Origin of the sequence: uncultured Ruegeria sp. (genome assembly GCF_947500045.1) — a bacterium.
Classification (GTDB): domain Bacteria; phylum Pseudomonadota; class Alphaproteobacteria; order Rhodobacterales; family Rhodobacteraceae; genus Ruegeria.
Window position 1 is genome coordinate 1 of sequence record NZ_CANMQQ010000020.1, and the last position, 21,540, is coordinate 21,540.

18 protein-coding genes are annotated in these 21,540 nt (G+C 56.6%); 8 read left to right on the forward strand and 10 right to left on the reverse strand.

Annotated elements, in window-relative coordinates:
• Positions 1-339: 339 nt before the first annotated feature.
• The 6 genes from Q1B46_RS21495 to Q1B46_RS21520 all read right to left on the reverse strand — a co-directional run bounded on the left by Q1B46_RS21495 (position 340) and on the right by Q1B46_RS21520 (position 8,459).
• A complete protein-coding gene (locus tag Q1B46_RS21495) occupies positions 340-1,518 on the reverse strand; it encodes an acyl-CoA dehydrogenase family protein (protein WP_299951852.1) in 1,179 nt (392 codons plus the stop codon).
• Between the two features lie 192 nt (positions 1,519-1,710).
• Positions 1,711-2,730 (reverse strand): AraC family transcriptional regulator, encoded by a 1,020-nt coding sequence (locus tag Q1B46_RS21500; RefSeq protein WP_170520204.1) that lies wholly within the window; start codon positions 2,728-2,730, stop codon positions 1,711-1,713.
• 128 nt (positions 2,731-2,858) lie between these two features.
• On the reverse strand, positions 2,859-4,043 hold the full coding sequence (locus Q1B46_RS21505) for an acetyl-CoA C-acyltransferase (RefSeq protein ID WP_299951855.1): 1,185 nt from the start codon (positions 4,041-4,043) through the stop codon (positions 2,859-2,861).
• Positions 4,040-6,160 (reverse strand): 3-hydroxyacyl-CoA dehydrogenase NAD-binding domain-containing protein, encoded by a 2,121-nt coding sequence (locus Q1B46_RS21510; protein WP_299951857.1) that lies wholly within the window; start codon positions 6,158-6,160, stop codon positions 4,040-4,042. The genes Q1B46_RS21505 and Q1B46_RS21510 overlap by 4 nt, the downstream gene beginning before the upstream one ends.
• Positions 6,161-6,171: 11 nt before the next feature.
• Positions 6,172-6,858 (reverse strand): dimethylsulfonioproprionate lyase family protein, encoded by a 687-nt coding sequence (locus tag Q1B46_RS21515; protein ID WP_014880570.1) that lies wholly within the window; start codon positions 6,856-6,858, stop codon positions 6,172-6,174.
• Positions 6,855-8,459 carry a fatty acid--CoA ligase gene (locus tag Q1B46_RS21520; RefSeq protein ID WP_299951859.1) on the reverse strand — a complete coding sequence of 535 codons (1,605 nt, stop codon included), beginning with the start codon at positions 8,457-8,459 and terminating at the stop codon, positions 6,855-6,857. The genes Q1B46_RS21515 and Q1B46_RS21520 overlap by 4 nt, the downstream gene beginning before the upstream one ends.
• Before the next feature lie 237 nt (positions 8,460-8,696).
• On the opposite strand from Q1B46_RS21520, the gene Q1B46_RS21525 reads away from it, so the two are divergent.
• Positions 8,697-9,620 (forward strand): LysR substrate-binding domain-containing protein, encoded by a 924-nt coding sequence (locus Q1B46_RS21525; protein ID WP_299951861.1) that lies wholly within the window; start codon positions 8,697-8,699, stop codon positions 9,618-9,620.
• Positions 9,621-9,653: 33 nt separating this feature from the next.
• Here Q1B46_RS21525 and Q1B46_RS21530 read toward each other — a convergent pair whose 3' ends face one another.
• The 4 genes from Q1B46_RS21530 to Q1B46_RS21545 all read right to left on the reverse strand — a co-directional run bounded on the left by Q1B46_RS21530 (position 9,654) and on the right by Q1B46_RS21545 (position 15,835).
• On the reverse strand, positions 9,654-10,712 hold the full coding sequence (locus tag Q1B46_RS21530; protein ID WP_299951863.1) for a betaine/proline/choline family ABC transporter ATP-binding protein: 1,059 nt from the start codon (positions 10,710-10,712) through the stop codon (positions 9,654-9,656).
• A 12-nt stretch (positions 10,713-10,724) separates the two neighbouring features.
• Positions 10,725-11,753, reverse strand: a complete 1,029-nt coding sequence (locus Q1B46_RS21535; protein WP_299951865.1) for an ABC transporter permease subunit — start codon at positions 11,751-11,753, stop codon at positions 10,725-10,727.
• A gap of 67 nt (positions 11,754-11,820) precedes the next feature.
• Positions 11,821-12,792, reverse strand: a complete 972-nt coding sequence (locus Q1B46_RS21540) for an ABC transporter substrate-binding protein (protein ID WP_058274113.1) — start codon at positions 12,790-12,792, stop codon at positions 11,821-11,823.
• Between the two features lie 571 nt (positions 12,793-13,363).
• A complete protein-coding gene (locus Q1B46_RS21545) occupies positions 13,364-15,835 on the reverse strand; it encodes a VWA domain-containing protein (protein ID WP_299951867.1) in 2,472 nt (823 codons plus the stop codon).
• Between the two features lie 732 nt (positions 15,836-16,567).
• Between Q1B46_RS21545 and Q1B46_RS21550 the strand changes: the two genes are divergently transcribed.
• The 7 genes from Q1B46_RS21550 to Q1B46_RS21580 all read left to right on the forward strand — a co-directional run bounded on the left by Q1B46_RS21550 (position 16,568) and on the right by Q1B46_RS21580 (position 21,516).
• Entirely contained in the window at positions 16,568-17,188 is a 621-nt protein-coding gene (locus tag Q1B46_RS21550) for a glutathione S-transferase (RefSeq protein ID WP_299951869.1), read from the forward strand.
• Positions 17,189-17,224: 36 nt separating this feature from the next.
• Positions 17,225-17,893, forward strand: coding sequence for a cupin domain-containing protein (locus tag Q1B46_RS21555; RefSeq protein WP_299951871.1), 669 nt, complete (start codon positions 17,225-17,227; stop codon positions 17,891-17,893).
• A 3-nt stretch (positions 17,894-17,896) separates the two neighbouring features.
• Positions 17,897-18,580, forward strand: a complete 684-nt coding sequence (locus tag Q1B46_RS21560; protein WP_299951873.1) for an SDR family NAD(P)-dependent oxidoreductase — start codon at positions 17,897-17,899, stop codon at positions 18,578-18,580.
• Between the two features lie 3 nt (positions 18,581-18,583).
• Positions 18,584-19,645 (forward strand): NAD(P)/FAD-dependent oxidoreductase, encoded by a 1,062-nt coding sequence (locus Q1B46_RS21565; RefSeq protein ID WP_299951875.1) that lies wholly within the window; start codon positions 18,584-18,586, stop codon positions 19,643-19,645.
• A 6-nt stretch (positions 19,646-19,651) separates the two neighbouring features.
• Positions 19,652-20,215: a TetR/AcrR family transcriptional regulator gene (locus Q1B46_RS21570; protein ID WP_299951877.1), complete on the forward strand. Its 564-nt coding sequence runs from the start codon at positions 19,652-19,654 to the stop codon at positions 20,213-20,215.
• A 63-nt stretch (positions 20,216-20,278) separates the two neighbouring features.
• Positions 20,279-21,136: an SDR family oxidoreductase gene (locus Q1B46_RS21575; RefSeq protein ID WP_299951879.1), complete on the forward strand. Its 858-nt coding sequence runs from the start codon at positions 20,279-20,281 to the stop codon at positions 21,134-21,136.
• Between the two features lie 134 nt (positions 21,137-21,270).
• Complete coding sequence (locus Q1B46_RS21580) at positions 21,271-21,516, forward strand: hypothetical protein (protein WP_299951881.1); 246 nt, start codon at positions 21,271-21,273, stop codon at positions 21,514-21,516.
• Positions 21,517-21,540 lie beyond the last annotated feature (24 nt).

The following is a 21,540-nucleotide window of genomic DNA, read 5'->3' on the forward strand; positions in this document are numbered from 1 at the left end:
ATCCTCCAAATCAGGTCAACGTAGCACCAACGGTTTTCTGAAGCTAATGGAAGCACTCTTGGCGCCGAACGACACCCTCCCGACAATTGCGCTATGACGTCTGCTGTGGGCTCTTCCAACCTTTTCGCCGCGATTTGCACCAAGGATCGGTCTGGGATGGGTCGACGTTCGCCGCGCGTCGCATGAACTGGTAATGTGCGGACAAAGGGTGAATCCGCTGCGTTTGCACCAAGGTCTGCAATCTCGAGTAACCGGCCGCACATGTGCGGCTGGTCTTTCGACTTTACCGATCTCAGAGGAGATTTTCAGGTTGGTTCCGCTTCACCGGGGGTGGGACGTTCAGCCGGTTTCACCAAATCCTTTCGGTACTGGCAGGTCAGGCAAGGTCGCCGCTCGTCTTTGCAGGGCCCGCCCAATGACCACCCGGCTGATTTCGGTCGTCCCGTCCACGATCCGCAGCATTTGTGCGAGGCGGGACAAACGATCCAGACCATAGGGCTGCAACAGCCCCATACCGCCCAACACTTGCGTGCAGGTGTTCGCAGCCTTCACTGCGGCATCTGGCACAAACCGTTTGGCATGAGCGGCCATCAGAGGGCCTTCGGGTGTGCCAAGGGATTCTGCCGCCCTTCGATAGAGCAGCTTGGAGGCTTCAAGATCGGTTGCAACCTCGCCGAGCATCCACTGGATCCCGTCCAGATCGAGGTTCTTGCCACCGAACATCTTGCGGTTCTTGGAATAGGACAGCGCCGTGTCCAATGCGGCTTGCATCAATCCACAGCATCCTGACGCAATCGAAACGCGGGCGATATCGATCGCCATGAGCGAGCCTTGCAAGCCCTGACCGATCGGCAAGATGATGTTGTCGTCACTCACCACGACTGTGTCCATGTACATCTCGGCCAGCGGCAGGAAGTTATAGGACGGGGTGTCGTAGAGCGGACCAAAGCTGAGGCCCGGCGCATCGGCTGGAATGGCGATCATCGCCATATCCTGGTGGCCGGGCTCATTGCTGGTCTTGACCACGGTGAAATAGATATCAGCCTCGGTCGCCAGGCTGACCCATGCCTTCGCACCGCTGATCGTCCATGTGCCGTCGTCATTGATCACGGCCCGCGAATACATGTTTGTGGCATCCGATCCGGATTGCGGTTCGGTCAGTGCAAAGTTCGCCAGTTTGCGGCCAGAGGTCAGGTCTCGCGCCCATTTTTCCTTGAAGGCATCTGTGCCATAGCCGCAGCCCGCGAACGTACAGATGTTATGCATCGACAGGGCAAAGGCATAAGCGCCATCTCCGAGCCCCAGCTGTTCGTAGACCTGAATGCCCTCTGAAAGTGGCAAGCCCTGGCCGCCAAACTCCTCGGGGGCGTAGAGCCCCGTCAGGCCAACGGCCCCGGCCTTGTCTGACGCATCACGGGGCCATGTCTTCGTGGCGTTCCAGGCGTCCACATTGGGCAGGATGTCCTGCTCGGCGTGGTCGCGTGCGGCCTGGAGTATGGTGGCGAGTTTGTCTGACATTGATGGATCCTTTCAATGGCGATTGTTCTCAGATGACGCCACAACCCGGCAATCGTGGATGGCCGGACTGATGAGCTATGAAGGCGAAACTTCAGCTGAAAATGCTTCTCTGCGGCAAGACTTAGCGAGCCAGCCCGTTAAGCTCTATCTCGTGTGCTGACAGATAATTGTCCAAAAGTGACAAATGGCCGCTTATGTATGTGATTTGCGATATGCGCTGGGTGTACTGCCGGTCCAGCGTTGAAAGGCCCTGTGGAAATTGGCAGCCGAGGAAAAGCCGACATCATGTGCGATGGCCTCAACGCTTTTGCGTCCCGCTTGTAGATCGCGGATCGCGATGTCGCGCCGCAGGGCATCCTTGATCGCCTGAAACGACGTCCCATCCGACTGCAACCTGCGGATCAGGGTGCGCGGGGTCATGTGCATTGCGGATGCTGTCTGGGTCAGGGTCGCCGCGTCCCATCCCGTTTGGCCCAGATAAGTGCGCACCCGCAGCGATTGGGTGTGTTCACGCGAAGAGGTGAAGATCCAGTCCCGGGGCGCGTTTTGCAAAAACCGGTCAAGATCAGCTGTACTTCGAGTCTGCACTGGACCCAGTGCATTCGGGTCAAACGCGATGGCGGTGGCGGGTTGGCCAAACCGTAGCGGTGCGGGAAAGATGATCGCGTAATCCTGATCAAAGTCCGGGCGGTCAAATGCGAAATCGACGCCCCTGACCGGAACCTCGTGCCCTGCCAGCCAAGACATGAGCCCGTGGGCAAGTTTGAGGATCAGCATATGTCCAAACCGCTGAAGCGGCACTTCGCCTTGTGGTTTCAGGGTAAGCACCAACGCGTTGTCGGCGTCCTCCAGATCAAACTGATAATCATCCAGCAACAAGTTCCAGAACGTTGAAAACCGGTAGAGCGCCGATGCAAGAGACGTGGCTTCCCTGACAGTGGTCAGAAGATGTTGTAGGGCCCTCGGCCGGACGGGTCTGCTCCAAAGCCCCATCATCTCATCACCGGTCTCAACTGCGGCAAGTTGATAGAGGCAAACGATCTGATCCAGCGTGACGCGACCATTCGGCGAGCGCGTATCCGCGTTCAGACCGGACCGGCTAAGCAGCGACGCCATCTGCGCCTCTGGGCACAGGGCACGCAGCGCCGCCAGCCAGTCATCGACAAACTGGCTGGAAACCGTGGAAAGGATCGTTGGCGTGACATTGGTCATAACGCCTCAGGAGGTATCACCAATTCCGGTCGACATGAAACGCAGGCTTGCAGATGGCGGCCTTCGCAGATGACAGAATGTCAATGTCTCAACCAGATAACGCTCTGCTTGAACTCATTTCAGTGGGGTCAGGCGACTTCGAACAACGCTGCGGCCCCCATGCCTCCGCCAACACACATGGAGGTCACCACGTATTTTACGCCACGACGCCTCCCCTCAAGCAGAGCGTGCCCGACTTGTCTCGCACCTGTCATGCCGTAGGGGTGGCCAATCGATATCGCACCGCCGTTCACGTTGTAGATTTCGGGATCAATCCCAAGGTGGTCGCGGCAATAGAGAACCTGGCAGGCAAAGGCTTCGTTAAGCTCCCAAAGGCCGATGTCTTCGATGCGAAGACCTGCATTCTTAAGCAGCTTTGGAATGGCATAGATCGGGCCGACCCCCATCTCTTCCGGTGCGTTTCCTGCAACAGCCATGCCGCGATAGATACCTAGCGGTGTGAGACCCTGTTGCTCAGCCATTTTGCCTTCCATGAGCACACAAGCCGAGGCCCCGTCAGAAAGCTGGCTTGCGTTTCCGGCAGTGATCAGTCCTCCTTCGACAACCGGGTTCAGCTGGCCAAGTGTTTCGGCCGTCGTACCCGGCCTGTTGCCTTCGTCTTTTGACAAGGTCACTTCTTCCGGGGTTTCCTCTCCGGTTTCGCGATTCTTGCCCCGCTTTATCGCAGTGATCGGGACAATCTCGTCATCAAAGGCGCCAGCAGCCTGAGCCCGGGCCGTCCGACCTTGGGAAAGTGCAGCATATTCATCCTGGGCGTCACGACTGATCCCATATACCTGCGCCACATTTTCCGCCGTCATCAGCATCGGCATATAGGCATGTTCAGATTGGGCGATAACGTTTGGATCTTTCTCATCGCCCGCCCATTTCAGATAGGCATTCTGCAGGATGGAAATATTTTCCTGCCCGCCTGCCACGGAGACATTCTGACCATCCACAATGACCTGCTTTGCGGCCGTCGCAATGGCCATCAATCCCGATGAACATTGCCTGTCGATCGTCTGTCCTGCCACCGTATTGGGAAGGCCCGCCGCCAGCGCCGACAAACGCGCGACATTCATGCCTGCGGTTCCCGCCGTAAGGACCGATCCGATGACGACATCTTCGATCGAACCGGGGTCCACGCCTGCACGTTCAACAGCGTGTTGAATGGCGTGCCCCATCATGGTAGGGGATTTGATGTTGTTCAGCGAACCTTTGAAGGCAACCCCAATAGGGGTTCGTGCGGTTGAGACGATAACGGCTTCTTTCATGATTTTTCCTTTTTGGCATCAAAATGCGCGGCAAGTGTTACGCCCGAGGTTGCGAGTTCTTCCAGCAAAGGCGCAGGCGTGAACCACATCTCACCATAGGCACCAAGCGACTGCCGATAGTGGTTCATGCGTTCCAGAATCTGGCTTAATCCAAACTCGTCGGCATAGTGCATTGGGCCGCCGCGCCAGTTCGGAAAGCCATAGCCGTTGGTCCAGATCAGGTCGCAATCACCCGGGCGCGTCGCAATGCCCTCTTCAAGGATCAAGAAGCCCTCGTTGATCAGGGGGAACAGACAACGCTCAAGGATTTCCTGATCGTCGATTTCCCTGCGCTTCACGCCATGCAAGTCTGCCAAATGGGCACTGATTTGAACAATCTCAGGGTCTTCGACCCGCGTCCGCCCCTCGTAGACATAGCTTCCTCGCCCGGTTTTCTGACCCAGTCGGCCTAGTTTAAACAACCTGTCCTGCACAGCCTGGTATGTCGGGTCATGCGCGATTTCACTACGCCGCTCCTGACGCACGCGGGCGCCCACATCGACTCCCGCCAGATCTGCCATCGCATGAATGCCCATGGCCATGCCGAAGCCTTCAAGGACGTCATCCACCTGTTTCGGCGTCGCCCCCTCTAGAAGCAGACGGGATCCTTCGCGGAAGTATGGCTCCAGCATCCGGTTTCCAACAAAGCCGTAGCACACGCCAACCGTGACAGGGAGCTTCCGGATCTTCTTTGCGACCGTGATTGCCGTTGCAATGACATCGGGAGCGGTCTTGGCGCCGCGCACCACCTCCAGCAAGCGCATGACATTGGCCGGGCTGAAGAAATGGAGACCAATCACATCCACCGGGCGGGATGTGACTGCGGCGATTTCATCAACATCCAATGTCGATGTGTTTGAGGCCAGTATCGCGCCAGGTTTTGCGTGTCGGTCCAGGGCTTCAAAAATCTGGCGTTTGACATCCATGCTTTCAAACGCCGCTTCAATGATCAGGTCGGCCTCTGCAAGGTCGCCGTAGCTGAGTGTCCCGGTGGCGTTGGCGGAGATTGCCTCTGCCCGATCCGCACTGAGCCGCCCTTTTTGAGCCGCACGCTGGAAATGCTCCCGGACCTTTTCCAGCCCCTGTTCGAGCGCACCTTGCGTGGTTTCCAGAAACGTGACCGGATACCCCGCCTGCAGAAAGGCGATGGCAATGCCGCGCCCCATTGTTCCGGCACCGATCATAGCCACCGATGAAATGCTACGTGGTTGGTCAGCACGGGTAACGCCGGGAACCTTGGTGCATTCACGCTCTGCAAAGAACAGATGCCGCCCCGCCCGCGATTGAGGTGTGTCGAGCAGTTCAGCGAAACCTGCCTTCTCTTGTGCCAACCCCTCGGCCAGCGGCATTTCGCACGCGGCCTCGATGGACACCAAACATCGTTCAGGGGCGACAAGGTTTTTGGACGTGTGCGCTATCTGGTCTCGGAAACCCGCGAGATAACCCTTCGGATCAGGATGTGTGACGGTCATATCCGCGCAACTGCGTTTCGGATCGCCCTCATGGCTGACACGGGTGGCGAAACCCAAAACATGCGCGCGAAAATCCTGGTCGTTCTCAAATAGTGCGTCGATCAGCCCACAAGACAGGGCATAATCGCCTTTCACGGGGTCACCGGAAAGGATCATTTGCGTTGCCACTTCCAGACCGGCAATCCGGGGTAGTCGTTGGGTGCCTCCGGCACCAGGCAGCAGCCCCAGTTTGATCTCAGGTAGGCCCATCACGGCATCCGGCGTGGCGACACGGTAATCACAGGCAAGCGCGATCTCCAGCGCACCACCCATAGCGGGACCTGCTATCGCGGCGATAATGGGTTTCTTGCTGGTTTCAATCGTTACACACAGGTCTGGCAGGTCCGGCTTGTCCCAAACTGCCCCGGTGCGGAACTCAACGATATCAGCGCCGCCGCAATAGAGCGGCAGAGCCGAGCATAGAACGATAGCTTTGACCTGTTCATCGGCGTCCAGCTCGTGGATGGCCGAGGAAAGCGCCAGTCGCATCTTGAGACCAAGAGCGTTCACTGGCGGGGCATTCAGCTCAATGAAAGCGACACTCTCGGTGTGTTTAGTGGAAATCATGTTTGGAAACCTCAATTGGACTGTTTGGCAAGATCTTGTTCGATCTCTGCCCAATCGTCGAAGTGGATTACGTTGCAGGGTGAATTCACGTTCTCGAGCCAGACAAAGACGGAGATGAATGGCTGGTCATAGACCCGGGTGGCGTGGGGATCGCCCGCCGCGTTCCAGATAAGTGATCCAGCCGGATAATCCTGCCAGTCACGGGTGCCAAACCGCCAACCAGATTTCTCGGACAGGTTCAGGTACAGCTCTGGCGCGTCGTGGTTGTGGTCGCGATACAGCGTCCTTGGACCCAGCATGAAAATGCCAAGGTTGAAATCGGGATGGTGATGTCCACATGCGTCTGGCCCAATCAGCAGAGTATGTAGGTTACACTTTGTGTATCCCTCGCCCAATTCGGCACCAGGGGGATAGAATTGGGCGTTGTCTTCGCGCCAGATCAGATCATCCTTGGCCGCTTTCAGACAACCTGCGATTTCCTGCAATTCGGGGGCGACAATCCCGGCGATGGCGTTCTTCAGAACCTCATCGTGCCGGGTTCCTTGGGGAGGTAAATCAATGAGCCTCTCACCCTTCAGGTCCATGGCTGCCAGCTTGTCCAACGTCAGGTCAACGCCGCGCGTGGCAGCTCTGTGAGCCTGCAGATAGGTGACAATGGACCCGATAAGCGCCTGAATACGGCGTTGCTTGTCTGTCATGATTTAAAGTCCGAGCGCGTTGAAATATCTTTCCGCACGAGTTTCTTGTCGAGCTTGCCGACGCTGGTTTTAGGTAGGCGGTCGACAAAGACTATCTCGTCTGGAACTGCCCATTTTGAGATCTCGCCTGCACCGACACGCGACTGGATTTCTTCAATGACTCTCAAGCGCACAAGATCCGGATCGGCATCTTTTGCGGCTTGAGCAACCAAGACCGGCCTTTCACCCCATTTCGCGTGCGGCAACCCGATTGCCGCGACGTCCTCAACGCCGCTGCAAGACGATGCTATGTTTTCCAGTGCCAGTGAGGATATCCATTCGCCGCCGGTCTTGATCACATCCTTGAGGCGGTCAGTAATCTGCAGCGATCCATTCTCGCGGATATACCCAACATCCCCGGTATGCAGATACCCACCGTCCCAAAGCTCATCCGAGGCTTGCGCATTATCCAGATAGCCTTGTGTCAACCAGGGCGCCCGAGCAACAACTTCGCCGGTTGTTTCACCGTCATGTGGGACGTCCTGCATATCCGGTGTTACAACACGAAGGTCGACAAGAGGGCCGGGAAAGCCGGTTTGCGCCTGCATCTCGGGGTCATTGCTGGACAAATCGGCCACCGTCAGAAACGGACAGGTTTCGGACATCCCATAGGCCGCATGCAAGGATATGCCTGCCGCCGCGGCGCGGTCCTGCAGGCCTCGCGGCAAGCCGGCCCCGCCAATGATCACTTTCCATCTGTGCAGGTCAGTTTGCGGGCAGATGGGATGGTCGAGCGCCATTGACAGAACCGTTGGCACGCAATGGGAAAAGGTGACGCCTTCGGCTGCAATCAATCGCAAGATAGTGTCAGGGTCATATCGACCGGGATAGACCTGACGCAGCCCCAGCATCGTTGCGGCATATGGAAATCCCCAGCCGTGGACATGAAACAATGGTGTAAGCGGCATGTAAACGTCGCCGCGATGAAATCCGGCATTCCCGGGCCACGCGCCGAAACCAGCGATCAGACCCAAGGTGTGAAGGACCAACTGCCGATGTGAATAGCTCACTCCTTTGGGATTGCCGGTGGTCCCGGTTGTATAAAACAAGGTTGCCGTTTGGTTTTCATCGAAGTCCGGGAAGTCAAAGCTGCCTGGGGCTTTGCCTATCCACTCTTCATATCCTTCTCCGTCTCCAATCGGCACGATGGTGATGTCCCGATCAAAGCCCGATTTGATACCCTCAATGAGCGGCATGAAATCGCGGTGCACGATGATCAGATCCGGTTGCCCATGGTTGATCGTATAAAGAACCTGAGCAGGAGACAGACGCACGTTGATCGTGAAAAGGGACGCGCCCATCATCGGGATCGCGAAAAAACACTCAAGATAACGGTGCGTATCCCAATCCATGACACCGACGCGTATACCCTCATGTATCCCGCTCGCCTTTAAAGAATTGGCAAGTTGGCGCACGCGTTTGCCCAAGTCCGCATAGCTCAACCGCATTTCGGTGCCGCTGACGATCTCTTGGCTGGCTGACGCAAGCTGGGATCCGGCCAGCAAGTGTTTAATCAGCAACGGATAGCCATATGCATTTGGCGAAGGTGAAAGTGGCGGCATGAAGGTGGAATCCTTGAGCTTCTTTAGCCCCTAATCTGGCATCTCTTCCCCAGTTGAAGAACTGAAAGAAATTTCCGTTCATCAAGATATTCTAACCGATCACATCGCACCGCGAATTGCGTGCTACCCCCTGACAGGTTATGAAAAAGAGTATCAATACCCTGCTATATTCGCGCCCGTCGTCGGATAACTCTGCTTGAGGGTAAGCAGAATTGATTTCATCGAGGAGATGCAGCAATGACCACTCACATGCCCACGCTGGTTTCACTGCGCGCTTTTGAGGCGGTGGCGCGTCACAAGAGTTTCCGAAAGGCCGCTGACGAGATTTGTGTGACGCATGCGGCAGTCAGCCACCAGGTCAAAGCATTAGAAACAACAATCGGTGTTAAACTACTGGAACGCACAAGCCGTTCGGTCGAGCTAACACCGGCTGGCGAGCAATATTACCCGCCAATACGCGAACACATTCAGGGAATCATCAAAGCCACTCGGCGCATCCAGACACCTGAGGAACCGGACGTGTTGCTCGTTCAGTCCTACGCAAGTTTCAATACAATGTGGTTACAGCCCAGATTGGCTGAATTTCTTCAGGATAATCCGGACACACGCGTGCGCATCGTCTCGACCTTTGAAGACGGTGATTATGATATGCACCGGTTCGATGTGGGCGTGTTCAACGCGCCACCGTTTGATAAGAGATTTGACTACAGCCCCTTGTTCGAAACCGATATCTACCCGGTATGTGCTCCGGAGGCCTTGAAAACCGCAAGCGGTGGAATGCCGCTGGAAGAGCTCAGAAATTTCCTTCTGCTTAGTGTCCCAAGCACATGGAATGAGCCGGATGACTGGGACTGTTGGTTGGATGCGGCGGGCTTAGATCGCGAAACGATGAAATTTGGCTCTGTTTTCGACAATTACCCGCTTGTCCGTGAGGCTGTTCTAAATAATCACGGTATCAGCGTCGCAAGGGCACCGTTTTGCGAGCGTGATCTTGAGCGGGGGCGTCTGGTTAGACCCTTCGACATTTCAGTACCCGAGCCAGGCCGCTGGTATCTGGCGACGCAAAAAGAACGTGCACCCAACCCCAAGCTCGATACATTTATCGACTGGCTGTTCGAACAGATCGAGGCCGACCCAAACATGCGGCTATTTCGGGCCTGATCTGTTGAATTCCAGCTCTGCGGTCAGCGCGCGTCAGGACTGACGCGCACCGGCCTCGGATGCGACGCGAGGGACAAGAGCGCGCACCAGTTCGGTCATATCCAGTGTGCCGACCGTCTGCTCCCCATCTTTGACAACGTAGGCGTGTGACGTATCCCCGCCGGACCGCGCGATCATGCTTTCGAGCGTGTCGTTCACGTCCACTTCGCCATGGGCATCTTTTGGCACTTTGCCACCGTCCAGCGGGGTCATGATCGAGCGGACCCGCAGAACCCGTGCGCGGTTGATGTCGCTCACGAAGTCTTCGATGTAAGGATCGTTGGGGTTCAACAGAATATGCTGCGGCTCGCCCTGTTGCACAACAAAGCCGTCTTTCAGGATCACAAGGTGATCGGCCAGCTTCAGCGCCTCATCAAGGTCATGCGTGATGAAGATGATGGTCTTGTGCAGCTCTTTTTGCAGCTCGAGCAGCAGGTCCTGCATATCGGTTCGGATCAGCGGATCAAGGGCCGAGAAAGCCTCGTCCATTAGCATGATCGGTGTGTTTGCGGTCAGCGCCCGGGCAATGCCTACCCGCTGTTGCATCCCACCGGACAATTGCGCTGGATAATGGTTCTCGAACCCGCTAAGACCCACGCGTTCCAGCCATTTTGCGGCTTCACGGTCGCAAGTCGTCTCGTCCTCGCCGCGCACCGAGAGCGGCATGCCTGCGTTCTTCAGCACGGTTTTGTGCGGCAAAAGCGCGAACTTCTGGAACACCATCGACATCTTTTCCTGTCGAGCATGGCGCAACCCGTCCTCGGACAGTTGCATCACGTCCTCACCCTGCACGATGATCTCGCCCGCAGTGGGTTCGATCAAACGGTTCAAGTGGCGGATCAGAGTAGATTTCCCAGAGCCGGACAGGCCCATGACCACTGTGATTTCCCCCGCCTGCATATCGATGTTGATGTTGTTGAGCCCCAACACGTGCCCGTGCTGCGCCAGCAATTCTTCCTTGCCCATGCCATCCTGGACATGGTGCAACACGTCCTTGTCGCGGGCGCCAAAGATTTTATAGAGCCCGGACAGGCGGACCATTGGCTGTGTCATTGAACCGGCTCCTTAATGTTTGACTTGGGTCTTATCGACCCGTGTGAGAGCTGCCTTTGACACGCGGTCAAGGATCACGGCCAGCAGAACAATGCCGATACCCGCAACGATGCCCACACCCAGTTCAAGGTTTCGGATACCGCGCAACACGTTCACGCCAAGGCCAGGGGCCGAAACAAGAGAGGCGATCACGACCATGGCAAGGCTCATCATGATGGTCTGGTTGATCCCGGCCATGATGTTCGGTAGCGCCAGCGGCAATTGTACCCGCACCAGTTTCTGACGGTCATTCATGCCAAAGGCGTTGGCCGCTTCGATCACATCCCTGTCGACAAGACGGATGCCAAGGTCGGTCAGGCGGATCACCGGCACGATCGCATAAAGGATGATCGCAATCCCGTAGAGTTTGGATTCCGTGACCGAGAACAAGAAAATCAGAGGGATCAGGTACACGAAGGTCGGCAGGGTCTGCAGCAGGTCGAGTAACGGAACGACGCTTTTTTGAAATCGGTCGGATTTCGACATAGCAATTCCAATGGGCACACCGAACAGCACCGATATCGTCGTGCATACAAAGATGATCGACAGGGTCTGCATCGCCACATCGTAGTGGTCTACGAGGGCCAGCAGCATAATCGAGACGGCGACGAAGATCGTCACAGGGCGCGAACGCGACGCGTACCAGGAAATCGCCACCAACAGCGGGACCATGATGAACCATGGCATCGCTTCAAAGAGCCAAAGTGCGCCATCCAACATCCAGCTCAGTGGCTGTGTGATCGGGTCCAGAACAGTTTTCAGAACCGGTTTGGCTGCCAGAAACCCTTCTTCGATCCCGTTGGTTACATCGCGCGACTGCCATATGCGGTTGCAGCTTTCATGCAGATTATCAAACGAGGGAATTGGCATGAGCGGTCCAGAGGCCTCTTCTCCTCCTGCTTGCGCCGCAAGGTCCGCCAGCGAAAGAGGCGCTTTATCGTCTGACGTGCCACACCATTCGCTCAAACCCAATGCGCTGAATAACTTGTCATAGAAGGCCATTTATCCCACTTTCCGATCTACTTCAGTGCGTTAGGGGCATCGCTGAGGATGCCCCTGTCCATGCAGTTTACTGCAGCAATGCGGAAAGTTTGTCGCGCGCAGCATCGTTAAGCCACGCTCCCCAGACATCCTTGTAGGTCGTCAGAAAGTGCACCGCACCTTCATCGTAGGAGGCATTGTTGTCCTCGACCCATGCCAGCGTTTCGCCCATCTGTGCGTTGGTGAAGGACAGATTTGTCATCAGGTCAGACACTGCTGCGTTTTCGGCCATGAATTCTTTCGACAGAACTGTAACGACTTCACTGCGGGGGAAGGCGCTCATTTCTGGCGTCGCGCATTCCGCTGTGATGTTGCAGGCGTGCTTTTCAGGGTCATGGGGGCCCATATCGACCAGGGTCATCGGGTATTTGCCCAGTACCGATGTCGGTGCCCAATAAAAGCCGAACCACGGCTCTTTGTTTTCGTAGGCGGCAGCGATCGAAGCCGCAAGGGTTTCGCCTGATCCATGCACGAAGTTTTCAATGCCTGCATCAATCAGCCCGCCTGCCTTCATCAGGTTGGTGCTGACATTCAGACAGGTCCATCCCTCGGGGCAATTGTGAAAGCGATTTCCGACGAGTTCGGGGTTGGCTGCGATGCCTTCAATTGTTGCCAGTTCCGGATGCTCCTCCACAAGGTAGTTCGGAACAAAGAACCCTTCGACACCGCCATCTGACAGAACTTCGGTCACAGGAATGATTGCACCTGAGTCAACCAGCCCTTGGTAAGCCGGCGCGCCGTTTGTCCAGATTTCAGTCAGAATATCGGGCTCTCCTGTCTCGGAAACGGATGCCAGCGCAGGGTTGCTCGAGAGCGGAACCGTGGTCACTTCGCAACCATAGCCTTGCTCCATCAGAAACTTCGAGACCGCGGTCACAATTTGCGCTGACCCCCAATCGGCCTGCATCAGTGATACTTCACCGCATTCGTTTGCCTGGGCCGCCGAAGCGGTGATTGCCGCAGCAAATACGCACCCGAGACCCGCTGAAATCTTGAACATTTCTTTCCTCCTTGTCATCGGCGAAACAGGGGCAGAGAAACGCTCCAAGCCAAAATTCGCCTTGTTTGTAGCGATGATTTGTACAGACAGGCCTAATAGCAAAAAACTGAAAAGAATTTTATATCATGTACAATTGTTTACAGGTGGAGAGTTGAAGCCAGGCTCGAATTTAGTGACCTTCGTTCCAACGAAAGCTTCTTAGATGTAAATCCATAGGTGGCTTATGCGTGTGTATAATTGCCTCTTCTCAAGAGTCGGCAGGAGGAGTGATCAAACCCGGGGACGTCCGTTCTGTGCTCATCACGCCCATTCGAACTAGCTGCAGCATCGGTAGATTTGGGCTCACTCCTGCCATTCTCTGCGGAACGCTTCAACTGGTGGTAAGAGCCCTGACCGGCCTTTGCCCAGATTTCACGCATTTTCTAAAGCGGCATGATAATCCGGCCCATAGCGGTAACTCGGCATTATGCCGAAATGCTGCGGTTGCAGCCCGCTTTCCGGACATTCGCCGCTTTAGCAAAACCTCGAGCTAAACGAACTTATAGCAAACGGACGCAGTGACCGAAAACGCTTACTTCACTTCGATCGTCTTCCGCGCAAGAACTGCCTGGTTCGAAAGGTCCAAAAAGCGTATCTCGTAGACACCCGGCTCTTGCGGGAGCGCCACGGAAATGGGTGGTTCACCGGTGATCTTCGTGGCCGAAATCCAGGTAAAGATCGCCTGATCACCGCGCGCGAGCGTTATTCTCTGATCCGCGCTATCGTTTTCGACGCTCCATCTAACCTCAATGGTCGAGCCAGGTGCTCCGGAATCAGGTGCGGAAATTTCCCCTCCGGTGTTCAGTTGCGCATCTGCCGCCAAAACTTCCACCGTCTGCCGTGCCAAGACCTTACTCCCCTCGCGGAGCAGATAGCGCACTTCGTATAGGCCCGTCTCGCCTGGTGCCGTCATGTCATGCTCTGAGTTGCCCCTCACCTGCGTGTAGACACCGAATTCGTCGTCCGGCGTCCCAAGCGGCACAAGGTTCACGTAGTCGCGGCTGTTGACCGTTCGCGTCCATGTCACGCGCAGTGTATCCCCGGCACGGACCTCAGCCGCCGCTGTGATCGTCACTTCAGGTTCGGTGACCTCGACGGGCACACTTGCGATTGTTTTCGCGCCTTCGCGCAGAATGTAGCGCACCTCGTATATACCGGGTGCCGACGGTGCCTGCACATTCCCGCTCGCAGCGTTCCGAACCACAATATAGTTTCCGAATTCGCCCTCATCGGCCCCCATCGGTACGATGCCAACGTAATCCTGATTGCTGACAGTTTCGGTCCAGGAGACTTCGAATTCGCTACCCGCGACGATCATGTCCGGAGCGTTGAGCGTGACCTCAGGTTCGGTGATCTCTATCATCGCGGTCGCCATTGTTTTGGCTCCTTCGCGGAGGATGTAGCGCAATTCGTAGAGGCCAGGATCGGCCTGCGCCGTCAGAGTTCCGGAAGTACCATCGCGCACAACTAGGTAGTTTCCGTACACGCCTTCATCGGAACCGGCAGGTACGATGGCAACATAGTCCTGCGTGTTGACCGTGCCCGTCCAGGTTACTTTGAATTTCTCACCAGTCGAGACGGATTCCGGTCCGACGATGGTGATCTCCGGAGCCTCGACTTCGATCAGCTCGCTCGCCAGCGTCCGCGCGCCCTCGCGAAGAACGTATCGCACCTCGTACATGCCGGTCTCGGCAGGAGCCTTTAAAACTCCTTTGTTGGTGTCACGGACAACGATGTAGTTGCCGAACTCGCCCTCGGCGGCGCCCATCGGAACGATGTTGATGTAATCCTGCTGGCTGACAGCCGCCGACCACGCGACGTCGAAGTTCGACCCCGTCAGCGTCGAACCCGGCACCTGCAGCGTCACTTGTGGGGATGTGACCTCGATCTGGCGAGTGGCGACAGTGCGCTTGTCGACGTTTAGGATATAGCGCACTTCGTAAAGACCCGGATCAGCCTGTGCGGTCAGAGCGAGTTCGGTATTTGCGCCGATCCTCTGATAGTTGCCGAAAGTGCCGGGGTCAGAGCCGGCGGGAACGATGGCGACATAATCGGCCACATTGATCGTTGGCATCCAGGAAACGCCGAACCTTGCCCCTGTTTCCACACTGTCGGGAGCGGTAAGGTCAACAGTCGCTTCGGCCACTTCAATGCTATCCTGACCCAGAACGTCTTTCGTCTGGTTGTGCAGGTAGCGCACTTCGTAGATGCCTTCGTCGCCGGGCGCCATCAGGGTAACCTCGGTGGCGTTGCCGATCCGTGCATAGGTTCCAAAAACGTTGGCATCGGTGCCGACGGGTACGATGTTGATATAGTCGGCTTCGGCCACTGTTGGCGTCCAGGTAACGTCGATGTTTGAGCCGGCGATTGCGGTATCGGGCGCATCGACCGCGACCTGCGGCGCTTGAGATTCAGGCTCGGGTCCCGGTTCAGGCGCGACTTCGGGCTCGGCCAGAGCGACGGCCGTACTTACCGCACTAAAGGCCGCACCCAATTCGGTGGCATTGGTGGCAGTGATGTACTGTCCGCCTGTGTTCTCGGCGATGCACGACAGCGAGCTTGCGTCCTCATCGCTTCCAAGACCGAAGCCGACCACATGCACGGTGAAGCCGACACCGCTTTGCTCAAGCTTTTTCGCCAGAGCACAGGGATCGCGATCACAGCTTTCCAAACCATCCGAGATCAAAACGACCGTTGCCGGAGTGTCAGCATAGGACAGCGCGATGGCCGCCTGCTCGACGGCATCGGTGAGAGGCGTTTTGCCGGTTGGTTTCACGTCTTGGGTTCTTTCAAGGATCGTCTCACGTGATGCCTGGCCTGGTTCAACCAACACCTCGATATCTCCACAATCGCCACGGCGGCGGTGGCCGTAAGCCATCAAACCGACCTGCCGTTCATCCGCCCAATCGCCGAGGAGGCTACCCATCGCGGCGCGGGCAATTTCTACCTTCGCAACCCCTTCGATTTGGCCCCACATGGAATTCGACCCGTCAAAAACTACCATGACGTTTTCGTCTCCCCAGGCGGATGTACCCAGCGAAAGCGAGATGCAGGTCACGATTTTACAAAGACAAAGGCGTCGCACGGTTGGCCTCCAATACTCAAAATACAATGATCTCTGAGACTATGCACCGTCTCGCAGTTTTCGCCAATGGTTCCTGCAAGTGAACGCCACGCTCGATTTTCCGGCCCAGAGCTGCCGCGCACCACCGGTCTCCGCCGCTGCGTTGCCGCTCGTGAGTCCGGACATGCGCTGCGCCTGCTAAATCGGGCGGCTTTCGAATTCACACTGAGCGGGACAAAGTTCGCTTTCGCTGCGGGGCTTATGGGCTGGTCAAAGACGTTTTGCAACTAATGGAATTAGTGGAGTTACATGGGTGTGGGCCAGCCCTGACCCGTGTGCAGATGCCTGAACATCCGCAAATCCACACGAACAAAACCTAGTTGGAATTTGATCATCCATTGGCTGGCCGACTGCGGCAGGCAGATGCTGTGGTCCAGTTCTCGAAAACTCCCACCACGATACGATTTGGTGCCCCCGCTTATGGCACAGATACCGAATCTGTTCTTGCCGAGTTCGGTGTAAGAAAGTGAATTCGCGACAACGCAATTCAGTGAAAGCATCGTAACATGCTGAATAAAAACATTTGTTAAGGAGAGTGAAAAAGGGTTGCAATGCCACCTACCTATCGATAGGTAGGTGGTAGGAAACGCAAACCCCTACGGAGGTACTCAGATGAAGATTTATGATGTCGAAGGGTTCCCGAATCCTGCCCGTATCCGCATCGCACTGGCTGAAAAAGGCGCGTCAGACAAAGTTGAATTCATCCCTGTGGATGTGATGGGCGGCGAACACCGCACGCCCGAGTTCAAAGCCAAGAACCCGGATGCCGCGGTGCCTTGCCTCGAACTGGAAGACGGTTCGCATATTGCTCAATGCAACGCAATCACTGAATACATCGACGCAACCTTCGATGGCCCATCATTGACCGGCGTGACTGCGCAAGAGCGTGCCCGCATCTCGATGATGAACCTACGCGCGGAAAACGGTCTGTTGAATGCGGTAGGCACCTACTTCCACCACGCTACATCTGGGCTGGGCCCCGATCTTGAAACTTATCAATGCGCCGAATGGGGCAATAAGCAGAAAGAGGTCGCCGGAAACACAATGGCCTATCTGGATTCGGTTCTCGCCGAAAATGAATACTTGGCCGGAGACACATTCTCGGTAGCTGATATCACTGCCTTTGCAGGATTGGCGTTCGCCGATTTTGCCAAAGTTGAAATTCCTGAAACCCTGACCAACCTGCAAGCTTGGCGTGCTAAGATGGCGGCCCGCCCATCTATCGCCGCCTAAGCGAGAACTGCCATTCAAGTCGAAAGGACCTCTCCCATGGAGCTCAACTCGGACTTCTCTTCGCGTGTCGTTGTTCACTCTGATAAGCTTGAGTGGCAGGCCTCGCCCATCAAGGGCGTGGACCGGCGCATGCTGGACCGAATTGGTGGCGAAGTCGCCCGCGCCACCACCATTGTGCGCTATGCACCGGGCAGCAAGTTTTCGGCCCACACCCATACAGGCGGTGAAGAGTTCATCGTGCTTGATGGAGTGTTTCAGGATGAGCATGGCAATTTTCCCGAAGGCACCTATGTGCGCAATCCTCCGACAACCGAGCATACGCCCAGTTCAGAACCAGGCTGCACGATCTTCGTCAAACTCTGGCAGTTCGACATGGATGACCGCAATCAGTTCCGCAAAACCATGGCCGACGAACTGGCCGCACCCGTGAACGGGATTGCCACTGCGACCCTGCACAAGGATGACCGCGAGGTTGTCACTTACAGCCATGTTGATGCAGGCACCGAGGTTACCTCGGATGCGCCAGGTGGTATCGAACTGTTGATGATTGGCGGATCGCTGACCTCAGGTGACGACGTTCTGAAAAAGAACGACTGGTTGCGCCTGCCCGAAGGTGAAGCGCTGTCTGCAGTTGCGGGTCCGGACGGGGCGAAGGTCTGGATGAAAACCGGCCACCTGCCTTTTGCACAACCACCGGCGGTGTAATTCATGAATTCTGACAAACCTCTGGCGATTGTCGCCGGTGCAGGGGCTGGCCTTGGCCAGCCACTTCTCGAGCGGTTTCAGGCGGGTGGCATGACGGCCATTGGTCTGGGGCGGACGCAGCCGCAGGAAACGATCGCGCCATTTCATCAGGTCGATCTGTCCGATCCGAGTGCGGTTGCGCCAGTGATTTCCGAAATGATCGCTGTGCATGGACCACCGAAGATCGTGGTACACAATACGGCTGAGCTGGTGATCGCGCCATTCCCCGAAACCACATTGGAGGACTACCAGAGAACGTGGACATCAATGGTGCAGTCTCTGGTCGTGCTGGGGCAATGTCTTCTGCAACCGATGGTGCGCGGCGGTGGTGGCGCGCTGATCGTTTCCGGGGCCACAGCGTCGCTGCGGGGCGGCCCTCGGTTTTCCGCTTTTGCGTCGGCCAAGTTCGCCTTGCGCGGGCTGACACAGTCGCTGGCACGTGAATATCAACCGGCTGGTGTACATGTCTCGCACGTCGTTCTGGACGGGATCATCGATACGCCCCGCTCGCGGGATTTGCACTCGCTGGATCCGTCGAAAATGATGAATCCGGACGAGATTTCCGAGGCCTACTGGCAGTTGGCTCATCAACCGCAATCCACCTGGACCCATGTGCTGGACCTGCGCCCGGCATCTGAGGGGTTCTGATCGATGCAGACGCAAACTGTGATCATTGGCGCAGGCCTTTCTGGCCTCTGCCTTGCGCGACAACTACAGGCAAAAAACCATAACTACCTGCTGGTCGAAGCGCGGGGTCGTCTGGGAGGACGTATCCTGACGGAAAGGCTGGAGGGTGGGTATTTCGACATGGGTCCGGCCTGGTTCTGGCCCGGGCAGCCGCGTATTGCAGCGTTAATAAAACGGCTCGGACTGGAGTGGTTCGAGCAGTATTCAACAGGCGCGCTCAGCTTTGAAAACGAGATCGGCCAGGTCGATCGCGATCGCGGGTTTGCCTCGATGCAAGGGTCTTATCGACTGAAAGGTGGTCTGGGCGCCCTCATTGATGCGCTGGCCGCTGAGATATCGCAGAAGCGGCTTATCTTATCCGCGCCTATCGTCGGGTTAGAGAAGTCTGCGTCTGGGATCACCGCGACCGCTCAAACTGGGCAAGTCATCCATGCTCAGGAAGTCGTACTGGCCCTCCCTCCTCGCGTGGCGGGCAAGATCGCGTTCTCACCTGCTTTACCAGATGAAGCTTTATCGGCGATGACTGGGATCGCAACATGGATGGCCGGACAGGCCAAAGCAATCGCTGTCTATGATACCCCTTTCTGGCGCACGGCCGGGTTGTCCGGTGACGCGATGAGCCGCAGGGGGCCGATGGTGGAAATACACGACGCATGCCCTGCCGAGGGCGGACCTTACGCGTTGTTTGGCTTTATCGGCTTGCCCCCCCGCGCCCGCAGCAATGAAGAACGGCTGCGGCAGGCGCTTAAAGAGCAACTGGCCCGGCTGTTTGGCGCTGAAGCTGCGGAGCCAAAGACACTCTTGGTCAAAGATTGGGCCTTCGATCTGTTCACCTCTATCGAAGCGGATCAACAGCCGTTATACGCTCATCCGCAATACGGGCTGCCCCATGCGATGACCCGCCTGTGGGATGGCCGACTGATCTTTGGCGGGACCGAGGTTGCGCCACAGTTCGGGGGTTATATCGAAGGCGCTCTGGAGGCTGCGGGCAACGCGCTGGCCATGGCCATGACGGAAAAGGTTTGAGCACGTATGACGAGTGATACCAAGACTGCCCTTCTGGATGTTGCTGAACACGCCGCACGGGCGCGCGGATTTGACGGGTTCAGCTATGCCGATCTGGCCGAGGCAGTGGGTATTCGCAAGGCGTCGATCCATTACCATTTCCCGACCAAAGCAGCGCTGTCGGCGGTACTCATGGATCGCTATCATGAGACCCTGCAGGCAGAATGCAACCGCATCCGGGTAAAACACAAAACCGGGGCCGAGCAATTGCTGGCCCTGATCGACCTCTACCGGGATGCACTCAATGACGGGAAAACCCTATGCCTCTGCGTGTCGCTCATCAGCAGTCGTGAAAGCCTGTCGGATGACGTGATCCAAAAGATCCGGAAATTCCGCGCCATGATGGTTGCCCAAATCGAAGAGATCCTGAAGCTTGGCCAAGAAGACAAGTCAATCACCGGCATCACCGATCCGATCTCGGAGTCCCGCGCGATACTGGCCCTCTTGGAAGGCGCGCATCTGACCGCACGCGCGGAAGAGAATGTGAATACCTTCGATGAGGCTTTGGGCGTCTTAAAGTCCCGCTGTTGACCTTCGCCCCGACACATCGGATCGTTGCCGCAAGCAATTCATTTGATATTCGGAGCTTCCCTTATGCCCAAAGTCATTCTGATCACCGGCACGTCAACCGGCCTTGGTGTTCAAATCGCCGTACAAGCGGCCCAAGCGGGCCACACTGTCTATGCTACCATGCGAAACCTCGCCAAACGCGGCATCTTGGATGCGGCCGCCTCTGACGCTGGCGTCAATTTCAACGCGCTTGAGTTGGACGTGCAGGACGGCGCCAGCGTAAACGCCGCAGTCGACCAGATCATCGCGAACGAGGGCCGGATCGATACGCTGATCAACAATGCGGGTGCTGGATTTGTCCGCACAACCGAACAAGCCAGCGAAGAAGACGTCGCCTGGGTCATGGATGTGAATTTCATGGGTGTCGTGCGCTGCACAAAAGCGGTGATGCCACACATGCGAGCAGCGCGCTCGGGCCACGTCATCACAATCTCATCCGTAGGCGGCCTTGTGGGTCAGCCGTTCAACGAGATCTACTGCGCTGCAAAGTTCGCCGTTGAAGGATACACTGAGGCTCTGGCCAGCTATGTCACACCCAATTTCGGCATCCATTTCTCGACAGTTGAACCGGGCGGCATTCAATCCGAATTTGCCGCCAGTGTGTTGAAACATGTCGAGGCCACGGGCGGGATGCTTGAGGATGAGTATCTGCCCATTCTCCAGAAGTACATCGGCGGCGCGCAGGCGCGAATGGATGGCAGCGATATCTATCAAACCTCGGAACAAGTGGCATCAGTTGTCATGGGCGTGGTTGACGCCTCGGACCCGCCGATCCGCATTCGCACTTCAAACTGGGGTGAGGCGTTTACACGCCTGAAAACCGAAGCCGACCCGGACGGCAAAAAGCAACAGGCAGCCGTGATTGAGCAGTTCTTAAGCTGAGAGCCTATTCATGTGATGTTGCTCAGAATGTGGCAGCCTTGCTTCGGTCGCCGCAGGTTTCCATGTTGCACTATGCGCTCGCCATTTCGCATGCAGCCGGCAACCTCGAAAAAGCAAATAAAGAAGCCGCCAAAATGCAAAAGTACTTCCCAAAGTTCATGACAGAACGGTCGGCAATAAATGCAGCGTTGCGTGTCTCGCGCGACGTCGACGTGAAATTTGCGCGAATCTGGCGGCTCTATCTTTCCAGAAAATACAGGCAACTTCTGGGTGGCGATCGAATGCTCACGGCCCTAACCGGACACTCGACGCCGATCACTTTTGCTGCGGCGCGGCCTGTCGAACCTGCCATTCGCTGCACCCGCAAAATCATGGGCTAGTCGAACGCGCATTCTGGCGTACGG